Source organism: Arthrobacter sp. M2012083, assembly GCF_000281065.1.
Lineage (GTDB): Bacteria > Actinomycetota > Actinomycetes > Actinomycetales > Micrococcaceae > Arthrobacter.
Genome location: NZ_AKKK01000025.1, coordinates 85,087 through 108,771 on the forward strand (window position 1 = coordinate 85,087; position 23,685 = coordinate 108,771).

9 protein-coding genes are annotated in these 23,685 nt (G+C 63.6%); all 9 read left to right on the plus strand.

Going from position 1 to position 23,685, the window contains the following annotated elements:
• Positions 1 to 131 precede the first annotated feature (131 nt).
• The 9 genes from A477_RS0112570 to A477_RS0112610 all read left to right on the plus strand — a co-directional run bounded on the left by A477_RS0112570 (position 132) and on the right by A477_RS0112610 (position 23,662).
• On the plus strand, positions 132 to 6,266 hold the full coding sequence (locus A477_RS0112570) for an Ig-like domain-containing protein (protein ID WP_017199341.1): 6,135 nt from the start codon (positions 132 to 134) through the stop codon (positions 6,264 to 6,266).
• A 157-nt stretch (positions 6,267 to 6,423) separates the two neighbouring features.
• Positions 6,424 to 12,609 carry an Ig-like domain-containing protein gene (locus tag A477_RS0112575; RefSeq protein ID WP_017199342.1) on the plus strand — a complete coding sequence of 2,062 codons (6,186 nt, stop codon included), beginning with the start codon at positions 6,424 to 6,426 and terminating at the stop codon, positions 12,607 to 12,609.
• 61 nt (positions 12,610 to 12,670) lie between these two features.
• On the plus strand, positions 12,671 to 13,642 hold the full coding sequence (locus tag A477_RS0112580; RefSeq protein ID WP_017199343.1) for an AAA family ATPase: 972 nt from the start codon (positions 12,671 to 12,673) through the stop codon (positions 13,640 to 13,642).
• A gap of 43 nt (positions 13,643 to 13,685) precedes the next feature.
• The gene (locus A477_RS0112585) at positions 13,686 to 15,089 is read left to right on the plus strand and encodes a DUF58 domain-containing protein (RefSeq protein ID WP_017199344.1); all 1,404 of its coding nucleotides are present in this window, start codon (positions 13,686 to 13,688) and stop codon (positions 15,087 to 15,089) included.
• Entirely contained in the window at positions 15,086 to 17,569 is a 2,484-nt protein-coding gene (locus A477_RS0112590) for a transglutaminase-like domain-containing protein (RefSeq protein WP_017199345.1), read from the plus strand. The genes A477_RS0112585 and A477_RS0112590 overlap by 4 nt, the downstream gene beginning before the upstream one ends.
• Positions 17,562 to 19,112 carry an RDD family protein gene (locus A477_RS0112595; RefSeq protein WP_017199346.1) on the plus strand — a complete coding sequence of 517 codons (1,551 nt, stop codon included), beginning with the start codon at positions 17,562 to 17,564 and terminating at the stop codon, positions 19,110 to 19,112. The genes A477_RS0112590 and A477_RS0112595 overlap by 8 nt, the downstream gene beginning before the upstream one ends.
• Positions 19,109 to 20,035 carry a PP2C family protein-serine/threonine phosphatase gene (locus tag A477_RS0112600; protein WP_017199347.1) on the plus strand — a complete coding sequence of 309 codons (927 nt, stop codon included), beginning with the start codon at positions 19,109 to 19,111 and terminating at the stop codon, positions 20,033 to 20,035. Before A477_RS0112595 ends, A477_RS0112600 begins: the two co-directional genes overlap by 4 nt.
• Entirely contained in the window at positions 20,022 to 21,905 is a 1,884-nt protein-coding gene (locus A477_RS0112605; RefSeq protein WP_017199348.1) for an FHA domain-containing protein, read from the plus strand. Before A477_RS0112600 ends, A477_RS0112605 begins: the two co-directional genes overlap by 14 nt.
• Positions 21,902 to 23,662, plus strand: a complete 1,761-nt coding sequence (locus tag A477_RS0112610; protein WP_017199349.1) for a serine/threonine-protein kinase — start codon at positions 21,902 to 21,904, stop codon at positions 23,660 to 23,662. Before A477_RS0112605 ends, A477_RS0112610 begins: the two co-directional genes overlap by 4 nt.
• Positions 23,663 to 23,685 lie beyond the last annotated feature (23 nt).

The following is a 23,685-nucleotide window of genomic DNA, read 5'->3' on the forward strand; positions in this document are numbered from 1 at the left end:
CCCTCTGAGAACTACGTCACGACTTAGCAAAACGATGGATTAACCCGGTAGTCTTAGCGGTGTTTGTGTCGTGGATGGCCGAAGGTTCGGTGCCGGCTGCCTAGTGCTGGCTAACGTGTGGGGGAATGTGGATGGCTCTGCCTGACGGGTCCGGGAACCGCCGTGCCAAGAATCGCCGGCGGAAGGTCATCGCGGCAACCGCATTTTCTGTTGCTGCTGCAGTCCTGGTGACCGGCGCGATCCTCTACCCGGGCTTCAGAACCACCGAAGTTGACCTCAATGATGGCGGCGTCTGGGTGGTCAGCAAGTCCAAGAATGCCGCTGGACGGCTCAACTACCCTTCCAAGTCCTTGGACGGTGCCGTGACACCGGCCAGCAAGGACTTCGATATCCTCCAGCAAGCCGGTGACGTCTTCATAGATGACTCCGATGGCGCCACTATCAACCCGGTCAGCGCGGCGAACATGCGGCTGGGCGGAGACCAGAAGCTACCTGGCTCTGCTGATGTAAGTTTTGGCCACAAAGTGCTGGCTGTCACCGACCCTTCAAAGGGTAAGGTCTGGGCACTGTCGCCCGGCTCAGTGGGCGGCTTCAGCGATGAGTCAGAGCCACTGTTCGAGCAATCGCCCGGAATTGTTTCGGTGGTGGGTACGGACGACACCATTCACACCGTGGATCCGGAGTCCGGCAGCGTGACCGCCACCAAGGTGGACGCCAACGGCAGGTCAGTGGATTCGCAGGCCCGCAAGGATGATGCACTCAAGGGCGCAGGAGACCTGCAACTCACCGCAGTGGGTGACAGGGCCGTGGTCCTCAATGAAGCTACCGGAAACATTGTTCTCCCGGGCGGGGCAACCGTTCACCTGGATGACGCCCGCGATGCAAAGCTCCAGCAAAGCGGACCAGCCGCGGATTTCGTGGCCATCGCCACCACCAAAGCGCTCCTGCTTCAGCCGTTGGACGGTGGGACAGCCAAAACCGTCCGGCTCGACGGCGAAGGCATTCCCGCGGCCCCCGTGCAGTTGGGCACCTGCACTTACGGAGCATGGTCCGGTGCCAACAAGTACATCCGCGAATGCAGCAGCGAAGCTGACAACCGCCGCGCCGACGTTCCCAAGGCGAGTGCGTCGCCGTCGTACGTTTTCCGGGTCAACCGCGACCTCGTGGTCCTGAACGACGTCAATTCCGGCAACGTGTGGATGGTCAACCAGAACATGCAGTTGGTCAATAACTGGGACGACGTCATCCCGCCCCAGCAAACATCGGACGACGCCGACAAGGACTCCGCTGACGAAGTCCAGCAGACGGTCCTTCCGGACCGAAGCAAACCGAACACCCCGCCCGTGGCCAAGCCGGACGCCTTTGGCGTGCGCGCCGGGAAGACGACCCTCCTGCCGGTTTTGGACAACGACGCCGATTCCGACGGCGATGTCCTCACGGTCTCCGCTGACCAGGCCGTGAGGTCGGGGGCGTTGGCGCCCGTCTACGGCGGGACGGGTTTCCAGATTTCCGTCCCTGCGGAGCAATCCGGCACTGAGACTTTCAAGTACTCCGTGGACGATGGCCGTGGCGGTACCGGGGCAGCGAACGTTGACCTTCGGATAGTCCCTCCCGGCGAGAACAATGCACCCCAGCAGAAGCCCAACAGGAACAATGCCCTGGTGGTGCAATCCGGAAAGATCGCCAACCAGTACATCCTCAGTGACTGGATAGATCCCGACGGTGATGACATCTTCGCGGTGGCTGCCGGCAGCAGCGACCCCGCCGACCAAGTGCGCATCAGGCCGGACGGACTGCTGACGTTCCAGGATTCCGGAGCCGGGCCCGGCAAGAAGACCATTTCCGTGACGATCTCCGACGGCACCCTGACCACAGAGGGGCGCATCAGTGTGGATGTTCGGGCTCCGGGCGCTCTGCCTCCGATCGCCAACGCCGATCACGTGGTGGCTGTGGCAGGCCAGGACACGGTGATCGCCCCGCTCAAAAACGATACTGATCCGCAAGGCGGGACTCTCCGGCTGGCACAGGCCCAGCCGGACGAACAGGCCACCGCCGTCATAGGTCCTGACCAGCAGACGTTTACCTTCAACTCCACGACTGTGGGCCCGCACTACGTCACCTATATGGTCACCAACGGCCCGGCAAGTGCCCAGCAGTTGGTGCGTGTCGACGTAGTGTCCGGCAATAATGACGGCGCCCCCGTCGCGGTTCGCGACATCGCGCTTCTGCCCAGCGGCGGCAGCACCGTGGTGGACGTGCTGGGCAATGACTCGGACCCGGCCGGCGGTGTACTGGTTGTCCAATCGGTCACTGCGGAGGACGGCCTGCCGGTCACGGTGGCGGTCCTGGACCATTCGGTGGTCAAGGTCACCGACATCCACGCGACCGGACAATTGTCCCTGAAGTACACGATTTCGAACGGTAAGGCGTCGGCCACGGGAGACATCTCAGTGCAGGTGGTGCCGGCGCCGAGCAAGCTGCAGGCTCCGCAGGCCAAACCCGACGAAGTGTCGGTTCGCGTCGGCGACGTTGTGACCATCCCTGTCCTGGAGAACGATTCGGACCCCAACGGCGGAGAGCTCACCCTTGATCCCGCACTGGCGCAACAGCCCGACGCAGCGGATGGCAGGACCTTCATCGCGGGCAATTTCCTGCGCTTCATCGCAGGCGAGGTTCCCAAGACCGTCTATGCCATTTATAAGGTAAGCAACGCGTCAGGCCAGATCGATTCGCAGCAAGTCACTATCCGTATCCGGGCCAGGGACGACGCCACGAACTCCCGCCCCGAGCCGCGAAACCTGACCGCACGTGTGGTGGCGGGCATGACCGTCAAGATCCCCGTACCGTTGGACGGCATTGATGCCGACGGCGACTCGGTGCAGCTCATTGGCGTCGACAAAGCGCCCGCACTTGGCACAGCCGTGGTGCGGGATGGCTACATGGAATTCACTGCCGCCGCCAATTCTGCCGGGACTGACACGTTCAGCTATCGCGTTCGAGACCGCATTGGAGCCGAAAACACCGGCACCGTGATTGTGGGAATCGCACCGGCGGAGGCGAACAACCAGAAACCCATTGCCGTAGACGATGCAATTGATGTCCGGCCAGGTCGTCGTATTGCAGTGGATGCGTTGAAAAACGACTCGGATCCCGACGGCGATCCCCTTGGCCTGGTGAATTCCTTCGAAGCCAATCCGGAACTGCAGGTTGAGGCTGCCACCGGCAAGATCCTGTTGACGGCCCCCGGCGTTGCCGGGACCGAGAGCGTCAGCTACCGGATCCAGGACGACAAAAAGGCTGAAGCCAGCGCTGTGGTCAGGGTTCAAACAAGCCCGACGGCGGCCCTCCACGTTCCGATTGCCGTAGACGACCGCATCACGCTGGCTGAGACGCTGGGCAAGACCGCTGTCGACGTCCCGGTACTGAAGAATGACTCTGATCCGGACGGCGTTGCGGAAGACCTGACCATCACATTGCCGGATGCGAATCCGAACGCACGGGTAGGGACTGCCGGCAACGTGGTGGTGACACTCACGCCGCAGGACCAGCTGATTCCGTACACTGTGACGGACATGGACGGGCAGTCAGCCACAGCCGTGATGTGGGTCCCCGGCCAAGGGCTGCAATATCCAACTCTTTCCAAGACCGAGCCTGTTGAGGTCATGTCCGGGAAGGAAGTCACTCTTTCGCTCCAGGAATACGTCCGTGTGCGGGAAGGCCGCCAGCCCCGGCTTACGGTGGCGGACAAGATCCGTGTCCAGGGAGCCGATCCAAACAACGTCATTTCCGGCGATGGAAATGCGCTGCGGTATGCAGCGCAGACGGACTACGTCGGCCCTGGATCCATCACCTTCGAGGTGACTGACGGATCCGGTCCGGACGACTCGCAAGGGCTCAAGTCCACGTTGACCATCATCACCAAGGTGATCCCGGACCCTAACGCGAACCACGTCCCCACCTTCAGCGGCGCTTCGATCGAGGCACCCAAGGGTGAAACCACCGAGCTGGAATTGGCAAACCTCGCCAAGGACGTGGACGAGCGGGATCAGGGAAACTTGAAATTCGAGCTCGACGGACAACAGCCGGCGGGCTTCCAAACCAAGGTGGAGGGAAGCGTCCTCAAAGTCACCCCGGACCTCTCCGTGAACCCAGGTGCAGTGGGCTCCTTCCCGCTGAAGGTCACGGACGGGCGCTCCGACGCTGTTCGCGCGACGGTGACCGGTACCGTAGTGTCCTCCAACAGGCCTCGTCCTACAGCCAACGACGACGCTGTTGAGAAAGCCAACGCGGGACGCTCCGAAACCGTCAATGTGCTGGCCAACGATTTCAACCCCTTTAATGACTCACCACTGACCATCGAGAGCGCCGCAGTGGAAACGGGCTCCGCGGCTGGTCAGCCGACCGTTTCAGGCGATGCGGTCACGGTGACTCCTGCGGACGGTTTCAAGGGCGTCATGGTGGTGCGGTACACGGTGCTGGATAAGACCAAGGACCCCTCGAGGCAGGCTGTCGGCCGTGTCCGGATCACGGTCCGCGACAAGCCCGATGCTCCGTCGGCACCCGTAGCTACCGATGTCCGGAGCCGTACCGCAGTGCTCAAGTGGGCGCCGCCGTCGGACAATGGCGCAGCCATCACCAAGTACACGGTCAAGGCAGCCGGTTTTGAACAGGTGTGCCCGACCACCACCTGCACGCTCTCAGGACTGACCAACAATGTGAAGTACGTTTTCACGGTGTTCGCCACCAATGAGGTGGGGGATTCGCCGGCGTCAATCGCGTCCAACGAGATCCGCCCGGATGAGAAGCCGTCGCCGCCGGACGCCCCCACGGTCAAAGCCGGGGACAAAAACATGGCTATGACATGGACCCCCGCGAAGACTGAGGGCTCACCTGTGAAGCACTACAACCTTGAGATCTCTCCGCCCCCGGCCAACGGCATTGCCGTCAAGAACGAGGTCACCGGCCTGAGCTACACGTGGCCCGGACTCAGCAATGGCGTGAAATACAAGGTCCGTGCCCAGGCCGTCAACGAGCTCGGTCCGTCGGACTGGGGAATGTACTCCCTTGAGGACAACCCCGCTGGCCTTCCGGCGGCCCCGGCTGCACCCACCACCGCTGTGGTGGAGTCCGTGGGAACTAGTAACCAGATCCGCGCGGATTGGGCCGAACCGGACATCAATGGTGATCCCATCAAGACGTACTACGTCACCATGAGTGGTGGAAACGGCGTTCCCCAGACCCAAACAGTCCCGGGGAACGTCCGGTCAGCCACCTTCACCGCCCAGAACGCAGAAGCCGGCTACACGTTCACTGTGCAAGCTGAGAACAAGGCCGGGAAGGGTGGCGTCAGTGCCGCCTCGGCCCCGCGCCGTGCCACAGGCAAGCTAGGCACCGTTAACAACGTCACTGTGACGCCGGCAAATACCGGGGGAGCGGGCCGGGCCGTCACCATCAACTTTGCCGTTCTTGACGACAAGCAACGAAACGGATCCACGCAGAGCGAAGTCAGCTACCGCTACCTGGCGAGTACCGGCCAGTCCGGTCCCATCACGCCCGGGCAAACGGTGGGTGGTTTCGCCAATGGGCAGGCTACCTCCATCACGGTCACGGCCGTGTCCTCAGTGGCGCCGAGTTCCAATGCCAGCGCACCGGCAACCACCACGCCGTATGGTTCGCCCGGTACGCCGTCCGCTTCAGGTGCAAACGGCGGCCAGAACCAGACCACGTTGACGCTGAATTGGTCCTCGCCGTCCACAAACAGCAACGACGTCGCGGTCACGAAGATCAGGATCACCGGCGGTGGAACTGATACCGGGTGGATCAACGAGTCAGCCTCCGGCAGCCGTGTAGTCAACACCGGTGGCTACAACCAGACCCGCACCATTGAGGTCCAGACGTTCAACTCCATAGGCCAGGGCGGAGGCGTGGCTACCGCGAGTGCTCAGAGTGGGCCGCAGAAGACGTCCTGGGATGCGACCTTGCCGTCCGGCAGCTTCCGTACGTGCACGGACACCGCGCCATCCGGTCAGACGTCCTGGGACCCCAACACTCCGGGGCACCGCTGCGATGGCGTGGTCTATGGAGCCCCATGGCAGTACGAGTCCAATGGCACATTCACGGTTAACTGTTACATCAACCGCAGCACCCCGTACTTGAACTATGCGGCCTGGTACCGCCTGACCAGCGGCGCTAACGCAGGCCGTTTCATCGCCCAAGGCAACACCACCTTGGGAGACCCCGGACCCCATCAGATTCCGCAATGCTGAGTCAATCGACGCCGGGGCGCTGGATAGTTGTCCCCATCGCGCCCCGGCCCAAGGGGACAGTACGCTGTCAAAGCCAATGGATAGCCCGGTCTCGGGTTTCCTTGGCCGGCCGTGGGGCGCGTGGGATAGTCTTAGGGACTGAAATTTCCGCCGCCGTATGGGGGTACTGCGAAATGTACGGCCGCCGGCATCTGCCGGTTGGCTTGGAAGCCACTGGGGGGCGGCTGAACACAAAGGGAATTCTGGGGCTGTGACAACTTTCTTCGGCAAGCTGGGGCTGAAAAAGCGTCAAAACAAGAAGTTCATAGCGGGGACTGCCGCCACAGCGGCGGGCGCTTTGCTGATCACCGGGGCGATTCTGTACCCGGGGTTCAAGACCACCGAGGTGGACTTGAATGACGGCGGCGTGTGGGTCGTGAGCAAAACCAAGAACGCCGTAGGCCGGTTGAACTATCCCTCCCGCGTCCTTGATGGTGCCGTCACTCCCGCTACCACCACGTTTGATGTGCTGCAGCATGACGGCAACGTCTTCGTGGACGACGAATCCGGTTCCACCATCAACCAGGTGTCGGCCGCAAACCTGAAGCTCGGTGGCGATAAGCAGCTACCGTCGTCGTCGCAAGTCAGCTACGGGTCCACCGTGCTCTCGGTGACCGATCCGGCCCGGGGCAAAGTCTGGGCACTGTCTCCCTCCACCGTCAACGGCTTCGACGAAGAAGGAACCGAACCCGTACTGACTGGTTCCCCGGGCATGGTCTCTGCCGTGGGATCCGACAACCGGATCTACACAGCAGATCCGGGTAAGGGCGAAATCATCGTCACCACGGTGGACGCCAACGGTGAACGGACCGACTCGCAGGTCAGCAAGGTGGACGAGCTCAAGGGCGCCGGCGACCTTCAACTGGCCGTGGTGGGCGACAAGCCTGTGATCCTTGACGCTGCTTCCGGCAACCTCTTCCTGCCGGGCGGCCGCAAGCTGCAACTTCAGGATGCCCGCGAAGCCAAGCTCCAGCAGAACAGTGAAGACAGCAACTACGTCGCCATTGCCACACAGAAGGCCCTGCTGAAGCAGCCCTTGGACGGGTCCACGGCCGCAACCGTGAATGCTGACGGGGAAGGTGTCCCCGCGGCTCCGGTTCAGGTCAGCAAGTGTGTTCACTCAGCGTGGTCCGGCGCCAACAAGTACGTCCGGGACTGCGACAATGACGCCGACGACAAGAAGAACGACGTCCCCAAAGCCAGTGCCTCCCCAAGCTACGTTTTCCGTGTGAACCGGGACCTGGTTGTCCTCAACGACGTGAACTCGGGCAGCGTGTGGCTGGTCAACCAGAACATGCAGCTGGTGAACAACTGGGACGACGTAGTCCCGCCTAAAAACCAGTCCGATGACCAGGACCAGGAGTCCGCGGACAACAACACCATCAATGTCCTCCCGGACCGCACCAAGCCCAACCGTCCGCCCGAAACCAAACCGGACGAGTTCGGTGTCCGGCCGGGCCGGACTTCCATCCTGAGCGTGCTGGACAACGATTCAGATCCCGACGGCGATGTCCTCACCGCGTCGGTGGGCGCCAACGGCCCCAAGATGGGTGCGCTGGAAAACATCTACGGAGGATCCGCCTTCCAGATCAAGGTCCCGGCAGATGCGAAACCGGGCACGGAAGTCTTCGACTATAACGCCGCCGATGGCCGCGACTTGTCCGCCGGTGGCAAGGTCACACTGCGGGTGGTAGCCCCTGAAGAGAACAAACCGCCCTTCTTCAAACGAGGCGAGCCCACCACAATGCTGGTGGAGCAGGGCAAGTCGGTCAGCCAGAACATCCTGACCGACTGGATGGACCCCGATGGCGACGACCTCGTCCTGTTGGATGCAAAGTCTGACAACGACCAGGACCAAGTGAAGGTACGCCGCGACGGCCTCCTGACGTACCAGGACTCCGGCGCAGCACCGGGCAAGAAGAACGTCACCATCACAGTGTGGGACGGCAGGGCCACTACTACCGGCCGCATCGTGGTCAACGTCCAGCCGCCGGGTGCCCTCGCACCCGTGGTCAACGCTGACCACGTCACCGCAGTGGTGGGCCAGGACCTGGTCATCGCACCGCTGAAAAATGATGTGGACCCCAACGGTGGCGCCCTGCGTGTCGCCCATGTTGAGGCTGCGGGCCCTGCTGAGCTCGGCCCGGTCACTGACGGCGGTACGTTCACCTTCCGGAGCACCACACCCGGTCCGATCTACTTGACGTACATCGCCAGCAACGGCCCCCAGAGCAGCCAAGGGCTGATCCGTGTGGACGTTGAGTCCGGCAAGGATGCCGGAGCTCCCGTCGCAGTCCACGACGTCGCACTGCTCCCGGTGGGCGGCAGTGTGCTGGTTGATCCGCTGGCCAACGACTCCGATCCTTCCGGTGGCGTGCTGGTCCTCCAATCCGTCACCGTCCCCGACGGCTCATCGGCATCCGTGAGCGTGATCGACCACAGTGTCCTTCGCGTTACGGACGTCCTCGGCGCCAAGGAACCGTTCGTCTTCAGCTACACCATGTCCAACGGCCGCGCCTCAGCTACCGGCACGGTGGGCGTTGTCCCGGTGCCGGCTCCCGCCGTCGTCGAGGCTCCCCAGCCTAAACCCGACGAAGTCAACGTCCGCGTGAACGACGTCGTGACCATTCCGGTCCTGGACAATGACACGCACCCGCAGGGTGAGGAACTGTCCGTGGATCCGGTGCTGGCGCAGAGCATCCCTGAAGAGGACGGCAAAGCGTTCATTTCCGAGAAGACCCTGCGCTTTATTGCCGGACCGACGCCCAAAACCGTACGTGCCATCTACAACGCAGTGGATCCGCAGGGTCAGAAGAGCGCCGCGGCAGTCACCATTCACATCCTTCCGCTGGAAGGTACCCAGAATTCGCGTCCGCAACCGCAAAACCTGACGGCACGCGTTGTGGCGGGCGGCAGCGTCCGGATCCCGGTTCCGCTGGACGGCATAGACCCCGACGGCGATTCGGTACAGCTCACCGGCATCGACAGCACACCCACCATGGGAACCGCGACGGCGGGCAGCAGCTTCATCGACTTCGTGGCCGCCGGTGACGGCGCGGGTACCGATACGTTCCGGTACAAGGTGATCGACCGCCAAGGCGCGGTCAACACCGGAACGGTGACGGTGGGCGTCGCGCCCCGCGGCGAGGACAACCAGAAACCTGCTCCCGTCGATGATGAAGTCAAGGTCCGCCCTGGCCGCCAGATCGCCGTGGACGCGACCGCGAACGACACGGACCCCGATGGTGACATCATCCGAATCCTGACGGACAGCATCGAAGCCGACGCAGGTCTTGATGCCAAGGTCAGCAAGACCAGCGGACGGATTCTGGTAACCGCTCCCGCCGCCGAGGGCACCGTCAACGTTCGTTATTCCGTTGCCGACGACCGCGATGCCGTAGGACAGGCCAGTATCCGGGTGGTAGTCCAGAACGATCTACCGCTGCAGGCGCCGATTGCCCGAGACGACCGCGTGACCTCGGCACAAACACTTGGTAAAACTGCCGTGGATGTTCCCGTCCTGAAGAACGACGAAGATCCGGACGGCGTGGGGGAGAACCTCAAGGTCGCTACCGGTCTGGAAACCGCGCGTCCCGGTCCCGAGGGCAACGTCATTGTTGACCTCACCGAGCAGCCGCAACTGGTGCCCTACACCGTGGAGGACGTGGACGGACAAAAGTCCACGGCCATCATTTGGGTTCCCGGTATTGGCCAGCAGGTTCCTACGCTCGCCAAGGACGAGGTAGTGGAGCTTGTCTCAGGCCAGTCCGTCACGGTAAATCTCGCGGAGTGGGTCAAAGTCCGTGAAGGGCGCACACCACGCCTGACCCAGACCGACCGCATCAAGCTCATCGGTGCCGACGGCAGCGATCCCGTAGCCAACGGTGGCACTGCCCTGAAATACACGGCAGGTGCTGAGTATGTTGGCCCCGGCTCCATCAGCTTCGAAGTCACTGATGGAACAGGTCCGGACGATCCCAACGGTCTGAAGTCGACGCTCAGCATCCGAACCAAAGTGCTGCCCGACCCCAACAAGAACAACCCGCCGGTTCTGCTGGGCAGCGACGTGGAAGTTCCCAAGGGCGACTCTGCCAGCCTGGACCTGGAGAAGCTGACGTCGGATCCGGACCAGGATGACGTGCAGAACATGGGCTACGAGCTGGTGGGCGCAGCCCAGGGCGGCTTCAAGGTGAATGTGGAGGGCAAGACGCTCAAGGTCTCTGCGGATGATTCCGTGCAGATTGGGCAGTCGGGCACCGTCCAGGTGAAAGCAAAGGACCGCCGCGGGCTCGAAGCTGTGGCAACGTACAAGCTGTCCCTGTCGGCCTCCAACCGGCCAAAACCCGTGGCAAACGACGACTCTGAACCCGAGGCGCAATCCGGGAAGCCTGTGACGGTCAACGTGTTGGCCAACGATTCGAATCCGTTCCCGGAAACTCCGTTGAAGATCGTCTCAGCCGTCACGGAAACGGGCCAGGGAACGGCTGAAGCCGGCGGGGACAGCGTGACCGTCACACCCGCAGGCGGATTCACCGGAACCATGGTGGTTGCGTACACCGTGGAAGATAAGACCGGCGAGATCTCCCGATATGCCACTGCCCGCATCCGTTTGACGGTCAAGGACAAGCCGGCAGCACCAACCACGCCGCTGGCGCAGTCCGTGGGCGACCAAACTGCCTTGCTCACATGGAACGCGCCCGCTGACCGTGGTTCGGCTATCACCAAGTACACGGTGTACGGGGAGAACGGCTTTAAGCAGGACTGCCCCGCGAATACCTGTACGTTGACCGGCCTGACCAACAATGTGAAGTACCACTTTGCCGTCACTGCCACGAATGCGATCAACGAATCCGAGCGGTCACCGGTGTCGGCCGAGGTCCGTCCGGACGTCAAGCCCGACACGCCGATTGCACCCACGCTGAAGTTCGGCGACAAGCAGCTGTCCGTGGCGTGGGTTCCTCCCGCAAGCAAGGGCTCGCCCATCAAGTCCTACGACCTTGAGATCTCGCCTGCGCCTGCGGGCCAGAACCCGCAGATCCAAAACCTCACGGCCAACAGCCATGTTTGGAGCGGTCTGACCAATGGCGTGGCCTACAAGGTCCGGGTCCTGGCCAGGAATGACGCCAAGGAGCCCTCGGAATGGAGTACCTACTCTGCTGCCGAAACTCCTGCAGGAGTGCCGGTGGCCCCTGCGGCTCCTTCAGTTGCGGGAGCCGGTTCCGTGGGTACGCAGAGCCAGTTGCAGGTTAGCTGGGCGGCGCCGAATAACAACGGTGACGCGGTGTCCGCCTACACCTTGACCACGTACATGGGCGGCGCCGTCGTAGCTACGCAATCTGTGGGGGCTACCTCGCAGAACGTCACCGTGGCGAACTCCGAAGCGGACTACACATTCACGGTGTCAGCCACAAACAAGGCCGGCGTCAGCGGTGTCAGCCAACAGTCGGCCCCAATCCGGGCTGCAGGCAAGCCCGGGATGGTGGGGAGTGGATCCGTAAAAGCGACCGGCGACTCTGGTCGGCTCGAGGTTGCCTTCACGCCGCTTACTGCAGCCGAGCGGAACGGCTCGCAGGACAACGAGATTACTTACCGCTGGCAGACCGCTCATGGTTCCGGGCAGATTGCCCGCGGAGGCGGAATCATCGGTGGGCAGCCCAATGGAACCGACGTGGTAGTAAATATCATCGCCACTTCGGTGAAGAACGGCATGGCCGGCGATGCGAAGGCGATCGGCACAGGTAACCCCTATGCGCCCCCGAACGCGCCGAATGTCTCGGGCGGAAAGTCCGCCAAGGGCGACGGCCAGGTGCACTGGAATTGGAATCCGCCGAACATGAACGGCCGCGCCCTCGACCACTACGAGGTCAATCTCGACGGCGGCGGCTGGACCAGCGTTGGCAAGGCAACGAGCTTCGACGCCTCAGGTGGCGGGTGGGACAAGACGAGGAAGCTCAACGTCCGGGCCTTCACAGTAGTGGCTGGCGCACATAGCGGCCAAGTCAACGCGACGAGTGGCGACGACCCCACGCCACCGCCGCCCCCACCGCCTCCATCCACAACGATCCAGGCGCACAACAACACATGCCCGGGTAAACCGAATCAGCCGGACACCTACAACCCAAGCGGGCCGACGTGTGGAGTTGGCTGGGTCTCCCGCTCTGAAGGACGCCTGAAGATTGACTGCACAAAGAACATTTACGGCGGGAGCACCAAGTGGTATCGAGTCACGGAGGGAAGCCACCCTGGATGGTTCGTCAAGGCCATCACCGTGGACCGCTTTGGCAATGAGCCCGGCGGCTGCTGATGCTCCGTCAGGCCGATCAACAACTCCATTCGCACACCTACACAAGGAACAGGATCAACCGATGACCATGACAAACGAGCAGGCCGCGTGGTTTGCAGAAACGTTCGAGAAGCTCGTTGCCAACGTGGGCAAGGCCGTGTTGGGCAAGGAACACGTCATCCGGCTGACGTTCACGGCCATGATGGCCGAAGGCCATGTCCTGTTTGAAGACGCGCCGGGCACGGGTAAGACCTCCCTTGCCCGCGCCTTGGCCGCGACGGTCCAGGGTTCGCATAACCGTATCCAGTTCACGCCTGACCTCCTGCCGTCTGACGTGACGGGTGTGACCATCTACGACCAAAAGACCCAGAAGTTCGAGTTCCACAAGGGCCCGGTCTTCAACAACATCGTCCTGGCTGACGAGATCAACCGTGCCTCCCCGAAGACGCAGTCCGCTTTGTTGGAAGTCATGGAGGAATCCCGGGTGACCGTGGACGGCACCACGTACGAGGCAGGCCGACCGTTCATGGTCCTGGCTACCCAGAACCCCATCGAACAGGCAGGCACCTACCGCCTCCCCGAGGCCCAGCTCGACCGCTTCCTGATTAAGACCTCCATCGGCTACCCGGACCACGCTTCCACCGTCCGGTTGCTGGGCGGCGCGAACTTGAAGGACCGTTCGAAGGACCTCAGCGCGTTGATCACCACCCAGGCCGTAGCGGACATGGCGGACCTGGCAGCCACCACCCACGTGGACACCGCGGTGCTGGAGTACATTTCCCGCCTCTGCGAAGAGACCCGCAATGCCTCCGAAACGCGGCTTGGTGTTTCTGTTCGTGGCGCTTTGGCCATGGTCCGCGCTGCGAAGGTGTGGGCGGCCAGCCAAGGCCGCAACTTCGTGCTGCCGGACGACATCAAGGAGCTCGCACCCGTGGTGTGGACGCACCGTTTGGTGATGGACCCCGAAGCCGAATTCTCCGGCGCAACGCCAGAGGTGGTACTCAACCGCGTCCTCGCCGACGTCGCCGCCCCGCAGCAACGCGCGAGCGCATAAGCACAACTCCCTACCGCACCCCAGCTCGAACAAAGGCCCAGACATGTCCTCCAGCACACCCCTGAACAGGGCTGCTGACTCGTTCAAGCGCGTTACGTCCGCTCTCGGCGGCAAGATGCGTTCCTTGCGCGGCCCTGGCGACGTGCCGGGCACGCGCCCCGGCCGGTCAAGCCAGCGCGGCAAAACCAGCAAGCTCCACCCCGCAGCCGTTTGGTCGGAAGCAGCCGGAACTGCGGGCGACTTCCTTGCGCCGGGGTGGGCAAAGGTCAGGGCTGTCTGGCTGAGGTTCGTCTGGCCCGTCCTGGCAGTGGTGAGCCTGCTCGGCTGGGTAGTCTTGGCTGCCTCGATCGGGCTCTGGTGGGCGGGACAGGCGTGGGGTTGGCAGGAAGCCACGTCAGCTGCCATGGTGGCGTTCCTGCTGTTCCTCCTTGCCATCGGCTTCATTGTGGGCCGCTCGGCCTATGGAGTGGTTCTGGACCTTGCCCGCACAAGGGTGGCTGTGGGGGATGACGCCGTGGGCAGCATTGCCGTGTCCAACGTGTCCACGAGGCCGTTGTTGCCTGCAGCGTTGGAGCTGCCGGTGGGTTCCAACACTGCCGTTTTCCATTTGCCCCGCATGAAGCCGGCACAGGTGCACGAGGATCTCTTCACCATCCCTACAGCGCGGCGTGCAGTAATTGTTGTGGGTCCGGTCCGATCTGTTCGCGCCGACCCCCTCCACTTGCTGCGTCGTCGCGTGATGTGGACCGATCCGGTGGACCTGTTCGTCCATCCCCGGACCGTGTCCCTGGGCAGCTCGGCGGCCGGCTTTATCCGCGACCTTGAAGGCATGCCCACTACGGAACTTTCCAGCGCGGATGTCTCCTTCCATGCGTTGCGCGATTACGTTCCCGGGGACGATCGGCGCCACATCCACTGGAAGACCACAGCCCGCACCAACAAGCTCATGGTTCGCCAGTTCGAGGAGACCCGGCGCGCACACCTGGCCATCTCGCTCTCCATCAATACAGACGAGTATGACTCCGAGCCCGAGTTCGAAATGGCCATATCTGTGGCTGCTTCCATTGGCAGGCAGGCCATTCGTGAGCAGCGTGAGCTGGACGTCCTGACCCAAAAGGGGCCGCTCCGCTGCGAAACCGGCCGGAACCTGCTTGACGATATGACCCGCATTGTCGGGGCACCCATGCGGAAGACCGCCGTCGACCTCGCCCGCACCCTTTCGGATACAGTCCCCAACGCCTCCGTGGTGTTTTTCGTCGTGGGGAGCCATGTGACTGCCACCCAACTGCGCTCGGCGGCCTCGTCCGTTCCCCCCGGCGTGCGGAGCCTGGCGGTCCGTGTCCAACCCGGAGCGGCGCCGTCGAGGGCCAACATCGCGGACCTGACGGTCCTCACGGTTGGCGACCTGGACGATCTCGCCATAGTTCTTCGAAAGGCGGCAGCATGAGCACCGCTCCCAATCTCCGCGTGCGTCCCCGTGCAGCCAAGGGAACCCGGTCGGCCGCCCGCGGCACCGGAGAATCGATATTCGACGACGGCAGGCCACTATGGCACTTCGCCGTTGACTGCGGAGCGCTCCTGGTGCTCCTGTTCCTTGGCGTCCTCGGTTTCACGCTGAGCTTCGGGGGAGACGCCCGCTTCCTCATCGCAGGTCTGGGCGGTGTGCTGCTGGGGCTGGGCATCGCTGTCCTCAACGTGCACTTCCGCCTGGGACTGCTCATCACCACTGCCGTGACCTTCGGCGCCTACATGGTGTTTGGCTCGGCATTGGCCGTGCCGGATTCGACCGTCTTCGGGTTCCTCCCCAGCCTCGACTCCTTGCGTACACTCCTGCTGGGCATCGTGTTTGCGTGGAAGGACATGCTGACCGTTGGCGTTCCGGTGGGGACGGCGAACGGGATGCTCATTGTGCCGTTCCTCAGTTCACTGTTGACCGCGCTGGCAGCAGGCCTGCTTACGTGGCGTTTGAAGAGCCCGTACTGGCCGTTGTTGCCGGTGCTGGTCCTTTTCGTCACGGGAATCGCCTTCAGTACCAGCGCGGGCTTCCTTAACGTGGAGCGCGGCGTCTCGCTGACCATTGTGTCCATCGTGTGGGCGACGTTCCGCCGTGACGTGCTTAGGCGGAACAGCACCAAGACCGTTTCGGCCAATAGGCCGGGCTCCGACGCCGCTACAGCCCGCCGTGGCCAGCTCCGCCGCCTGGGGACTGCTGCAGCCGTGATCGCTGTTGCGGTGGGCGTCACCGCAATTGCCTCGCCGTTGGTCACCGCCAGCGATGACCGAAAGGTGCTCCGCAACACGATCGTTCCGCCGTTTGACCCCCGGGACTACATCACGCCGCTGGCCAGCTTCCGCAGCTTCGTCAAGGATGAGAAGGACAGCACGCTGTTTACGGTCAAGGGGCTGCCGAAAGATGCCCGCGTACGGCTGGCTGCACTGGATGCGTTCAACGGCCTGAACTACACCATGGATCCCAACAGCTCCGGCAACTTCAGCAAAGTGGGCGATGCCCGTTCGCTGAACACCTTGGCTGATTCCGGGAGCCCGGTGGAGGGCACCAACTACACGCTGGACATCACCGTGGAGGACTACCAGGGCTACTTTGTCCCGGGTGGCCGGCACACCACGGGCATGAGTTTTGCGGACACTTCCGGAGCCGCTGCCGGCCTCTACTTCAACGCCGGCACGGACACGGCCGTAACCACCAAGGGCCTGGCCAAGGGCGACAACTACACCGTGCAGGTCTCGGACCCCGGGACGCTGGAGCACGGCCAGCTCACGCAGTACGACTTCGCCAAGCTCACGCTGCCCGAGGCGGAGGAAGTGCCGCCCATCGTGGCTTCCCAAGCGAACCAGCTTTCCGCGGATGCCCCGACGGCCATTGACCGCGTCCGGCAGATTGAGGCGCACTTCCAGAAGAGCGGCGCTTTCAGCAACGGCCTGGTGGCGGAAGGACAGCTCCCGAGCCTTCCCGGCCACAGTGCTGCGCGCGTCCGCAACATGCTCTCGGCCAAGCAGATGCTGGGGGACGACGAGCAATACGCTGTGTCCATGTCCCTCATGCTCCGCCACCTTGGCATTCCTTCCCGGGTGGTCATGGGGTTCTATCCCGACCCCAAGAGCCCTGAAAATGGCGCCGGCGATATCAAGATCACGGGTAAGGACGTCCACGCTTGGGTTGAGGTGGCGTTTGACCGCGTGGGATGGGTTGCTTTTGATCCCACCCCGCCCAAGGACAATGTGCCCATCCCGCCCGACCCGGAAAACAAGTCCAAGCCCAAACCGCAGGTGCTGCAGCCACCGCCCCCGCCGCAGGAACCCGCGGACCTGCCACCGGATTCCACCCCGGACGCCCTGGACGCTGACGAGAAGAAGAACAACCCTTGGCTCTTCTGGGGGCCGCTGCTGGCGGCCATCGGTGTGGCGCTGATTCCGCTGGGGATCCTTGCCTTGCCGCTGCTGCTGATCCTCCTGCTGAAATCACGACGCCGGAAGGCGCGTTTCCGTGACGGCCACCCCGCCCAGCGGGTCGGCGGAGGATGGAACGAAGTGCTGAGCCTGGTCACTGACATGGGTGCCTCGATTGACACCAAGTCCACAAGGCGTGAATCGGCTACGGTCATCGCGGATGCCTTCCCCACCACCGGGACTACCACCACCATGCTTGCCCACCGGGCCGATGCTGCCGTCTTCGGTGCCGGTCAGCCCAGCGAGGAGGAGGTCAAGGAGTACTGGGAGATCGTTGACACATCGCTGACGGACATCACAGGAAGCGTCGGTTTCTGGAAACGACAGCAGGCACGGTTCTCACCGCGGTCCTTGCTGTCCGATGGCCGCGCTGCCCTTCGCCGCCGGCAACAGACGCCAGGAGACCCGGCCAAGCCCCGCTTCACGTTGCCGTTCAAGAAGGACACCACCGATGAGTAATGAGTCAGAGCTCTGCCCGGCTTGCCGGCAGGGGGTACGTCCTGGCGCGACGTTCTGCACGCAGTGCGGTTCACCGCTGAACAACCGTGGTGCCCGCAGGGAGGGCAACATCAACCACGCACAGAAAGCAGCTTTGGAGTTCGCCAACCGGCAGGGCTTCGCCGATCCCGGTAGTATCTCGGTAGTGTCGGCGCCGGCTTCGCCGATGCAGCAGGGATCAAAGACCATGCCGGACCGAAGGCCGGGGCCAGGGGGAGGGACCACTATGACCACCAAACTCGAGTTGGTGCCCGCCTCTGCCGGGAAGCGCCTGGGCGCGGCTGTGCTGGACTGGTTGGGTCCCGTCGCCGTGCTTGCCACCACGTTCGCGATTGGAATTGCCGGCATCACTCAAACCCGCAGGAACGGCTTCATTGTCTATGACACGGGGCTCCTGGTTCTCTTGGGCAGCATCGGCCTGGGTGTGACCGTTGTTTACACTTTTGTCCTCCTCGGAATTGAGGCAAAGTCCGGTAACACCATCGGCAACCAGCTCATGGGCATCCGCAGTTCGGACTCCGATGGCTACGCGCCCGGCGCTGGAGTGGTTTTCGTTCGCGGGATCCTTACTGGCGGGCTCCTGCTGCTGGGGTCCATCGTTGCCGTCATCCTGTCAGCTCTGGGACACATCGGGCTGGTTCTGTGGATCGCCCTGCCCCTGATGTTCCTCGGCGTTGTCTGGGCTTTCCTTGTAGTTATCTCCAACGCCTGGGACGCCAACGGCAAGCTGCGGGGCTGGCATGACAAAGCTGCAAAGTCCTTGGTGTTCGACGTGAACGCGGGCCGGAATCCGGTGACCACGGGAGGCATCCAAGGCCCCTACAGCTTCGCGCCGATGGATCTCCCGCCGGTTCAGCCCGTCGCTTCCCCGGTCCCCTCCGGGTTTGGCCAGGGCGCCCGTCCGGGTGCGAGTCCGCTGCCAGCACCGGCGCAGGCGTCTCCTGCGACACCCGCTGTGCAGCCTTCCCATGATCCGAACCAGTGGCGCCCACCCACGGCGCCCTTCACGCCGGCGCCCCGCACACCAGCACCACCGAGCGGGTCGACAGCACCGAGCACCTTAGCGTCATCGAGCCCCGCCACGGTTGCGCCGCAGCAGGCACCCGCGGCCGCCGACCATCCGGACGACGACGTGGAGCGGACCCAGATGCGCCCCGGGGCAGCCCGTGCCCAAGCCGTCTTGCGGATTCGGATCGACGATGGCCAGGATATCCAGTTGGGCGGGTCAGTCCTCCTGGGCCGCAACCCGGCGCCGCAGCCCGGGGAAACCGTGGAACAATTGCTGCCCGTGTCAGACCCCGGCCGGTCCATCTCCAAAACACATTTACATTTGCGCGTTGATGGCGACGGTGTCTGGGTCACGGACCGTAACTCCACCAACGGCAGCGCTGTCACCACCCCCGACAGCATCCAGACCAGGCTCCACCCGGGCGAAGCGAGCTTTGTCCGTCCCGGTTCCACCGTTCACTTTGGGGACCGTTCCTTCCACCTAGGACAAGCATGAATTCACAGCCGGCCACACCCGCCAACGCCGAAGCGGGTCCCGCCGCAGGCGGATCCTCTTTTCGGCTCAGCTACGGGTACGGAACGGACCGCGGGCTTCGCCGCGAACTGAACGAAGATTCGTTCATTGCTTCTGACCCCGTCTTCGCCGTTGCCGACGGCATGGGCGGGCATGAGGCAGGCGAGATCGCCAGCGGCATGTGCGTCAGGGCTTTGGGCGGCGCCCCTGAATTGTCCGCCGGCGTGCGCACCGCTTCAGCGGCCGACCTTCAGTCCTGCCTGCTCAAGGCCGATGCTGCCATCCGCAACGCAACCGGAGCCCGCGCCGGGACCACGCTGTCCGGCGTCGTGGTGGTGGAGCAGATGGGCCTGCCCTACTGGCTGGTCATGAACATCGGCGATTCCAGGACTTACCGCCTCAGCCAAGGGGAGTTTGCGCAGGTAAGCGTCGACCACTCCGAGGTGCAGGAACTGGTGGATTCCGGGGATATCACAGCGGAGCAGGCCACCGTCCACCCGCGCCGCCACGTGGTGACCCGCGCCCTGGGTACCGGCGACGAAACCGAGGCCGATTTCTGGTTGCTTCCCATCCAGGAAGGTGACCGGATCATGATCTGCTCAGACGGTCTCAACGGGGAACTGGGCGATGACCACATGTTCCGCATCCTCAGCACTGTTGCCCATCCGCAGGACGCCGTGGACGCACTGATTCAGGCTGCCCTGAGAAGCGGCGGCAGGGACAACGTCACCGTCATCGTCGTTGACGCCAAGAACGTCTTGAACGACGCCGGCATCGCCACCACTGCGCCGCGCCCCGAGGTCGCGTCCGAGGTTGAAGAAGATACCCTTCCCCGGGCCTGGGTGAACGGCACCGACGACGTCGCAGGGGCTGGGCAGGAGGAAGGCGTCGATGGCAAGCAATAACCATCTTTCGCTGACCCGCTATCAGCAGGGTGACTGGTTCGGGGTGGTGCGGAGCGGAACCGTGGTGCTCCTCGGCCCGGATACACCACACGCACTGATCGACACTGTGTGGGAGTTGCTGGCATCCGCGCCCGAGGCCCACGAAGTCCTGCATGAGGTGACGGATGCCTTTGGTGTTTCCCTCAGCCGGATCCCGCCTTTCGGAATCATCGACTCGAAGGACGCACTGAGAGTGTTCCTCCGCGGAGACCTCGAACTTATGGTGCAGACGGCCGGTGGCGAGGAACGCCTCACGGGGCGTGACGTCACCACGTGGACGGAGAGACGCCTCGCGGACGCCACCTCTTACAGCGTCCGGATAGGGAACAAGCCTGCCCCGTCCGCGGGAATTCCGACGACGGGTGAAGGCGCTCCGTTCAAAGGCTCGCCCTTGAACGGCTCGCCCTTGAACGGCTCGCCTTTGAACAGTCTTCCGCTGGGAGAGGGTGTGGTGCTCCTGGCCTCGCTCGACGCCGAGGGCCATGCTGCAGGGCAGGCAGTCAGCAAACCTGAAGTCCGGCCCGCGACGGTGTCAGACGAAACCATGATCGGCTACACGGAAGCGGACCTTGGCCTGACGATCGCACCCGGTCACATGGTTCCCGCCAGCGAGTCGTCCTCCGACGTGTTGGCCGCTCCCGAGTCAATGGCCCAGAAGCCTGCTGCGGACGTGCCAGCTAACCAGGAAGCGGAAGCGCCGGAGGATCCGCTGACCGACGAAGCGCCGCACCACGATGAGTTGGCGGCGCCGGAGCAGTCGGCCGCGCTCGAAGAACCGGAGCTGGAACCAGCCAGCCAGGCGGATTCGGACGCATCCGGGGAACCCGTCCACACGAGTACCACGGATCCAATACTTCCGTCGCTGGAAAACACCACAAACTACGATCACCTGTGGGACAAGACGGTGATGCGCAACATTGAGGACGCTGCAGTCCGCACGGACGAAGGATCCGACGACCACGACTCGCCCGCGTCAGCTACACCGGTCGCCCCGCCAGCCATGGAACCGCTTTCGCCGGCGCCGGAGGGCCCGTCTCCAACCCCGCCAGCCATGGAACCGCTGACGCCGGCGCCGGAGAGCCCGTCTCCAACCCCGCCAGCCGAAGCAGCAAGCGGGCTGATTGACTCCGTCCCGTGGCTGCGCAGCGGTTCCTCCACGCCTCAGCCGGACAGCGACCAGCAATCAGTTCCGCCCGGGCCCGTAGCCGATCCTGCGGCCCAAGTACCGGCCGCCTGGTCGTCGGCTCCAGCGGCCATGGCCGCGGACGAGGACTCTGACCATGACGGACAGACCATCATGAAGAGCAGCCTCCCCACTGAGGATTCCGGCGCAAAAGCTCTTGTTGGCCGCGCGGAAACGTCGGCCGTCAACGGGCCGAGCGTTCTGGCACGGATGTGCTCCCAAGGGCACGCCAATCCACCCACGTACCCGCAGTGTTCGGTGTGCGGTGTTGCCGTTTCCGGCGACGCCATCCACGTCCCACGTCCGAGGCTGGGTAGGATGCGGCTCTCTACAGGTGAGTTGATTGACCTTGACCAGTCGCTCATCATCGGCCGCCAGCCGTCGGTTTCCCGGGTGCAAGGCGGCACCATGCCGCGTCTGGTCCAAGTGGACAGCCCCGGTGGGGACATTTCCCGCTCCCACGTCGAGGTCCGGCTAGAAGGTTGGCACGTCATGCTGTGCGACCTGAAGGCAACCAACGGCACCGTACTCATCAGGGAAGGCCAGGCACCCCGCCGGCTTGCCCAAAACGAAATGGCCATCCTGCTGGACGGCGACATCGCCGAGCTGGGCGACAACATTTCATTGCGTTTCGAGGAGATTCTTTGAGTTCCAAGAGGCCCCCTGCGCCGCCTCCACCCATCCCGGGTTTCAAGTACATCAGCCTGCTCGGCTCCGGTGGCTTCTCGGATGTCTACCTTTACGAGCAGGATCGACCCCGCCGAAAAGTAGCGGTCAAGGTGCTGTTGTCCGATTTGAAGACCGAAGGGGCCCGCCGCCGCTTCGAGTCTGAAGCGAACCTTATGGCGCAGTTGTCGTCGCACCCTTACATCGTGACCATTTTCGAAGCCGAGATCACTGAGAACGGACACTCGTACCTCGCCATGGAGTACTGCTCCCGGCCGAGCCTCGACGTCCGTTATCGTCGCCAGCGATTCAGCGTGGACGAGGTCCTGGCCGTCGGGATCCAGGTGGCTTCCGCCGTCGAGACCGCTCACCGGGCCGGCATTGTGCACCGGGACATCAAGCCAGCCAACATCCTGGTCACCGACTACAACCGGCCTGCCCTGACTGACTTTGGCATCTCCGGCACCATCGGCGCCGACACCGAGGACGACGCCGGCATGTCCATCCCGTGGTCTCCGCCGGAGCAGTTCCGCGGAGGTGCCGTCGACGGTGTTCCTGTGGATATTTGGGCCTTGGGCGCAACGCTGTACACCCTGCTGGCGGGTCGTTCGCCGTTTGTCCTTCCGGGACAGGACAACTCCCAGCGGGAACTGATCTCGCGCATCACCAACGCACCCCTGCCCAGGCTGGGCCGTGCCGACGTTCCGGAGTCCCTGGAACTCGTCCTGGCTACGTCCATGGCCAAGTCAGCGGAATCCCGTTATTCATCAGCACATGCTTTCGCGCTGGCACTCCAACGGATCCAGGCTGAATTGAACCTGTCCGTCACGCCGTTCGAGGTTCTCGAAGAACCCGGCCACGGTGACGACCAGCACCCGGACGACAACTTCGAGGAAACCCGGGTCCGGAGCATTGCCTCGATCGATCCCGACGCCTCGGGAACCGCCACCACAGGGTCAGCGCCCACTTTCCCGGCGCGAACCTTCCCGTCCACCGTTCCAGGCTCCACCCAACAGCCGACACAACAACCGGCCCAGCCCACCAACCCTCCGCAAACGGTCCCGTCCCACACCGGGCCGTCGGCCCCGCCGCAGTTCCACGCGCCTGCGTCGGGATACGCCGCGCCGGGATCGTACACAGCCCCCGGCAGCCAAAACGCTCCCGCCGAGCCTGACACGGCAGAGTCCACAGTGTTGCGTGGCTGGCAGCCTTCACGTCCCCAGGACGATCTTGGCGCAACGGTCAGTCGTGCCAACGCTACCTCCGGTGCATCGCCGGTCACGCAGGAGGACGCTCCGCCTGCAGACCACAGCAAGCGCAACCTCTGGCTGGCCGCCAGCGGCGCTGCAGTGCTGGTAGTGGCCATTGTGGTGGGCGTGGTGTTGGGCGCGCAGGCGCAGCCCAAAGTGGCGCCCACGGAAACGACAAGCAAGCAGCCGGCTGACGCTCTGGGGGATGGCGGCGTTCCGGAGGTTGCGGGAATGTCTGCGGCGCGGGACACCAAGGACCGGAATATCGTCGTCTTCTCCTGGACGAACCCCCAGCCGCTGCCCGGAGACACGTTCAAGTGGCGCGTCAAGTCGGCAAAATCCGAAGGTGTCTATGAGACCACGTCCACTGGAAAGGCGTTCCTCGGCGCGCTGGCTGATCCACCCATCTGCGTGCAAGCAATTATTGTCCGGGCTGACGGCAGTGCCTCACCCGGCGGGCCGGATTCCATCGCCTGCCTGGACGAGTAACCGGCACATGAGACTTACTTACC

What these genes read in the sequence shown, in the direction of transcription:
- A477_RS0112590 (WP_017199345.1), top strand. Translation starts at nt 15,086, where the DNA reads ATGAGCACCGCTCCCAATCTCCGCGTGCGTCCCCGTGCAGCCAAGGGA.
- A477_RS0112595 (WP_017199346.1), top strand. Translation starts at nt 17,562, where the DNA reads ATGAGTAATGAGTCAGAGCTCTGCCCGGCTTGCCGGCAGGGGGTACGT.
- A477_RS0112605 (WP_017199348.1), top strand. Translation starts at nt 20,022, where the DNA reads ATGGCAAGCAATAACCATCTTTCGCTGACCCGCTATCAGCAGGGTGAC.
- A477_RS0112580 (WP_017199343.1), top strand. Translation starts at nt 12,671, where the DNA reads ATGACCATGACAAACGAGCAGGCCGCGTGGTTTGCAGAAACGTTCGAG.
- A477_RS0112600 (WP_017199347.1), top strand. Translation starts at nt 19,109, where the DNA reads ATGAATTCACAGCCGGCCACACCCGCCAACGCCGAAGCGGGTCCCGCC.
- A477_RS0112570 (WP_017199341.1), top strand. Translation starts at nt 132, where the DNA reads ATGGCTCTGCCTGACGGGTCCGGGAACCGCCGTGCCAAGAATCGCCGG.
- A477_RS0112585 (WP_017199344.1), top strand. Translation starts at nt 13,686, where the DNA reads ATGTCCTCCAGCACACCCCTGAACAGGGCTGCTGACTCGTTCAAGCGC.
- A477_RS0112575 (WP_017199342.1), top strand. Translation starts at nt 6,424, where the DNA reads ATGGGGGTACTGCGAAATGTACGGCCGCCGGCATCTGCCGGTTGGCTT.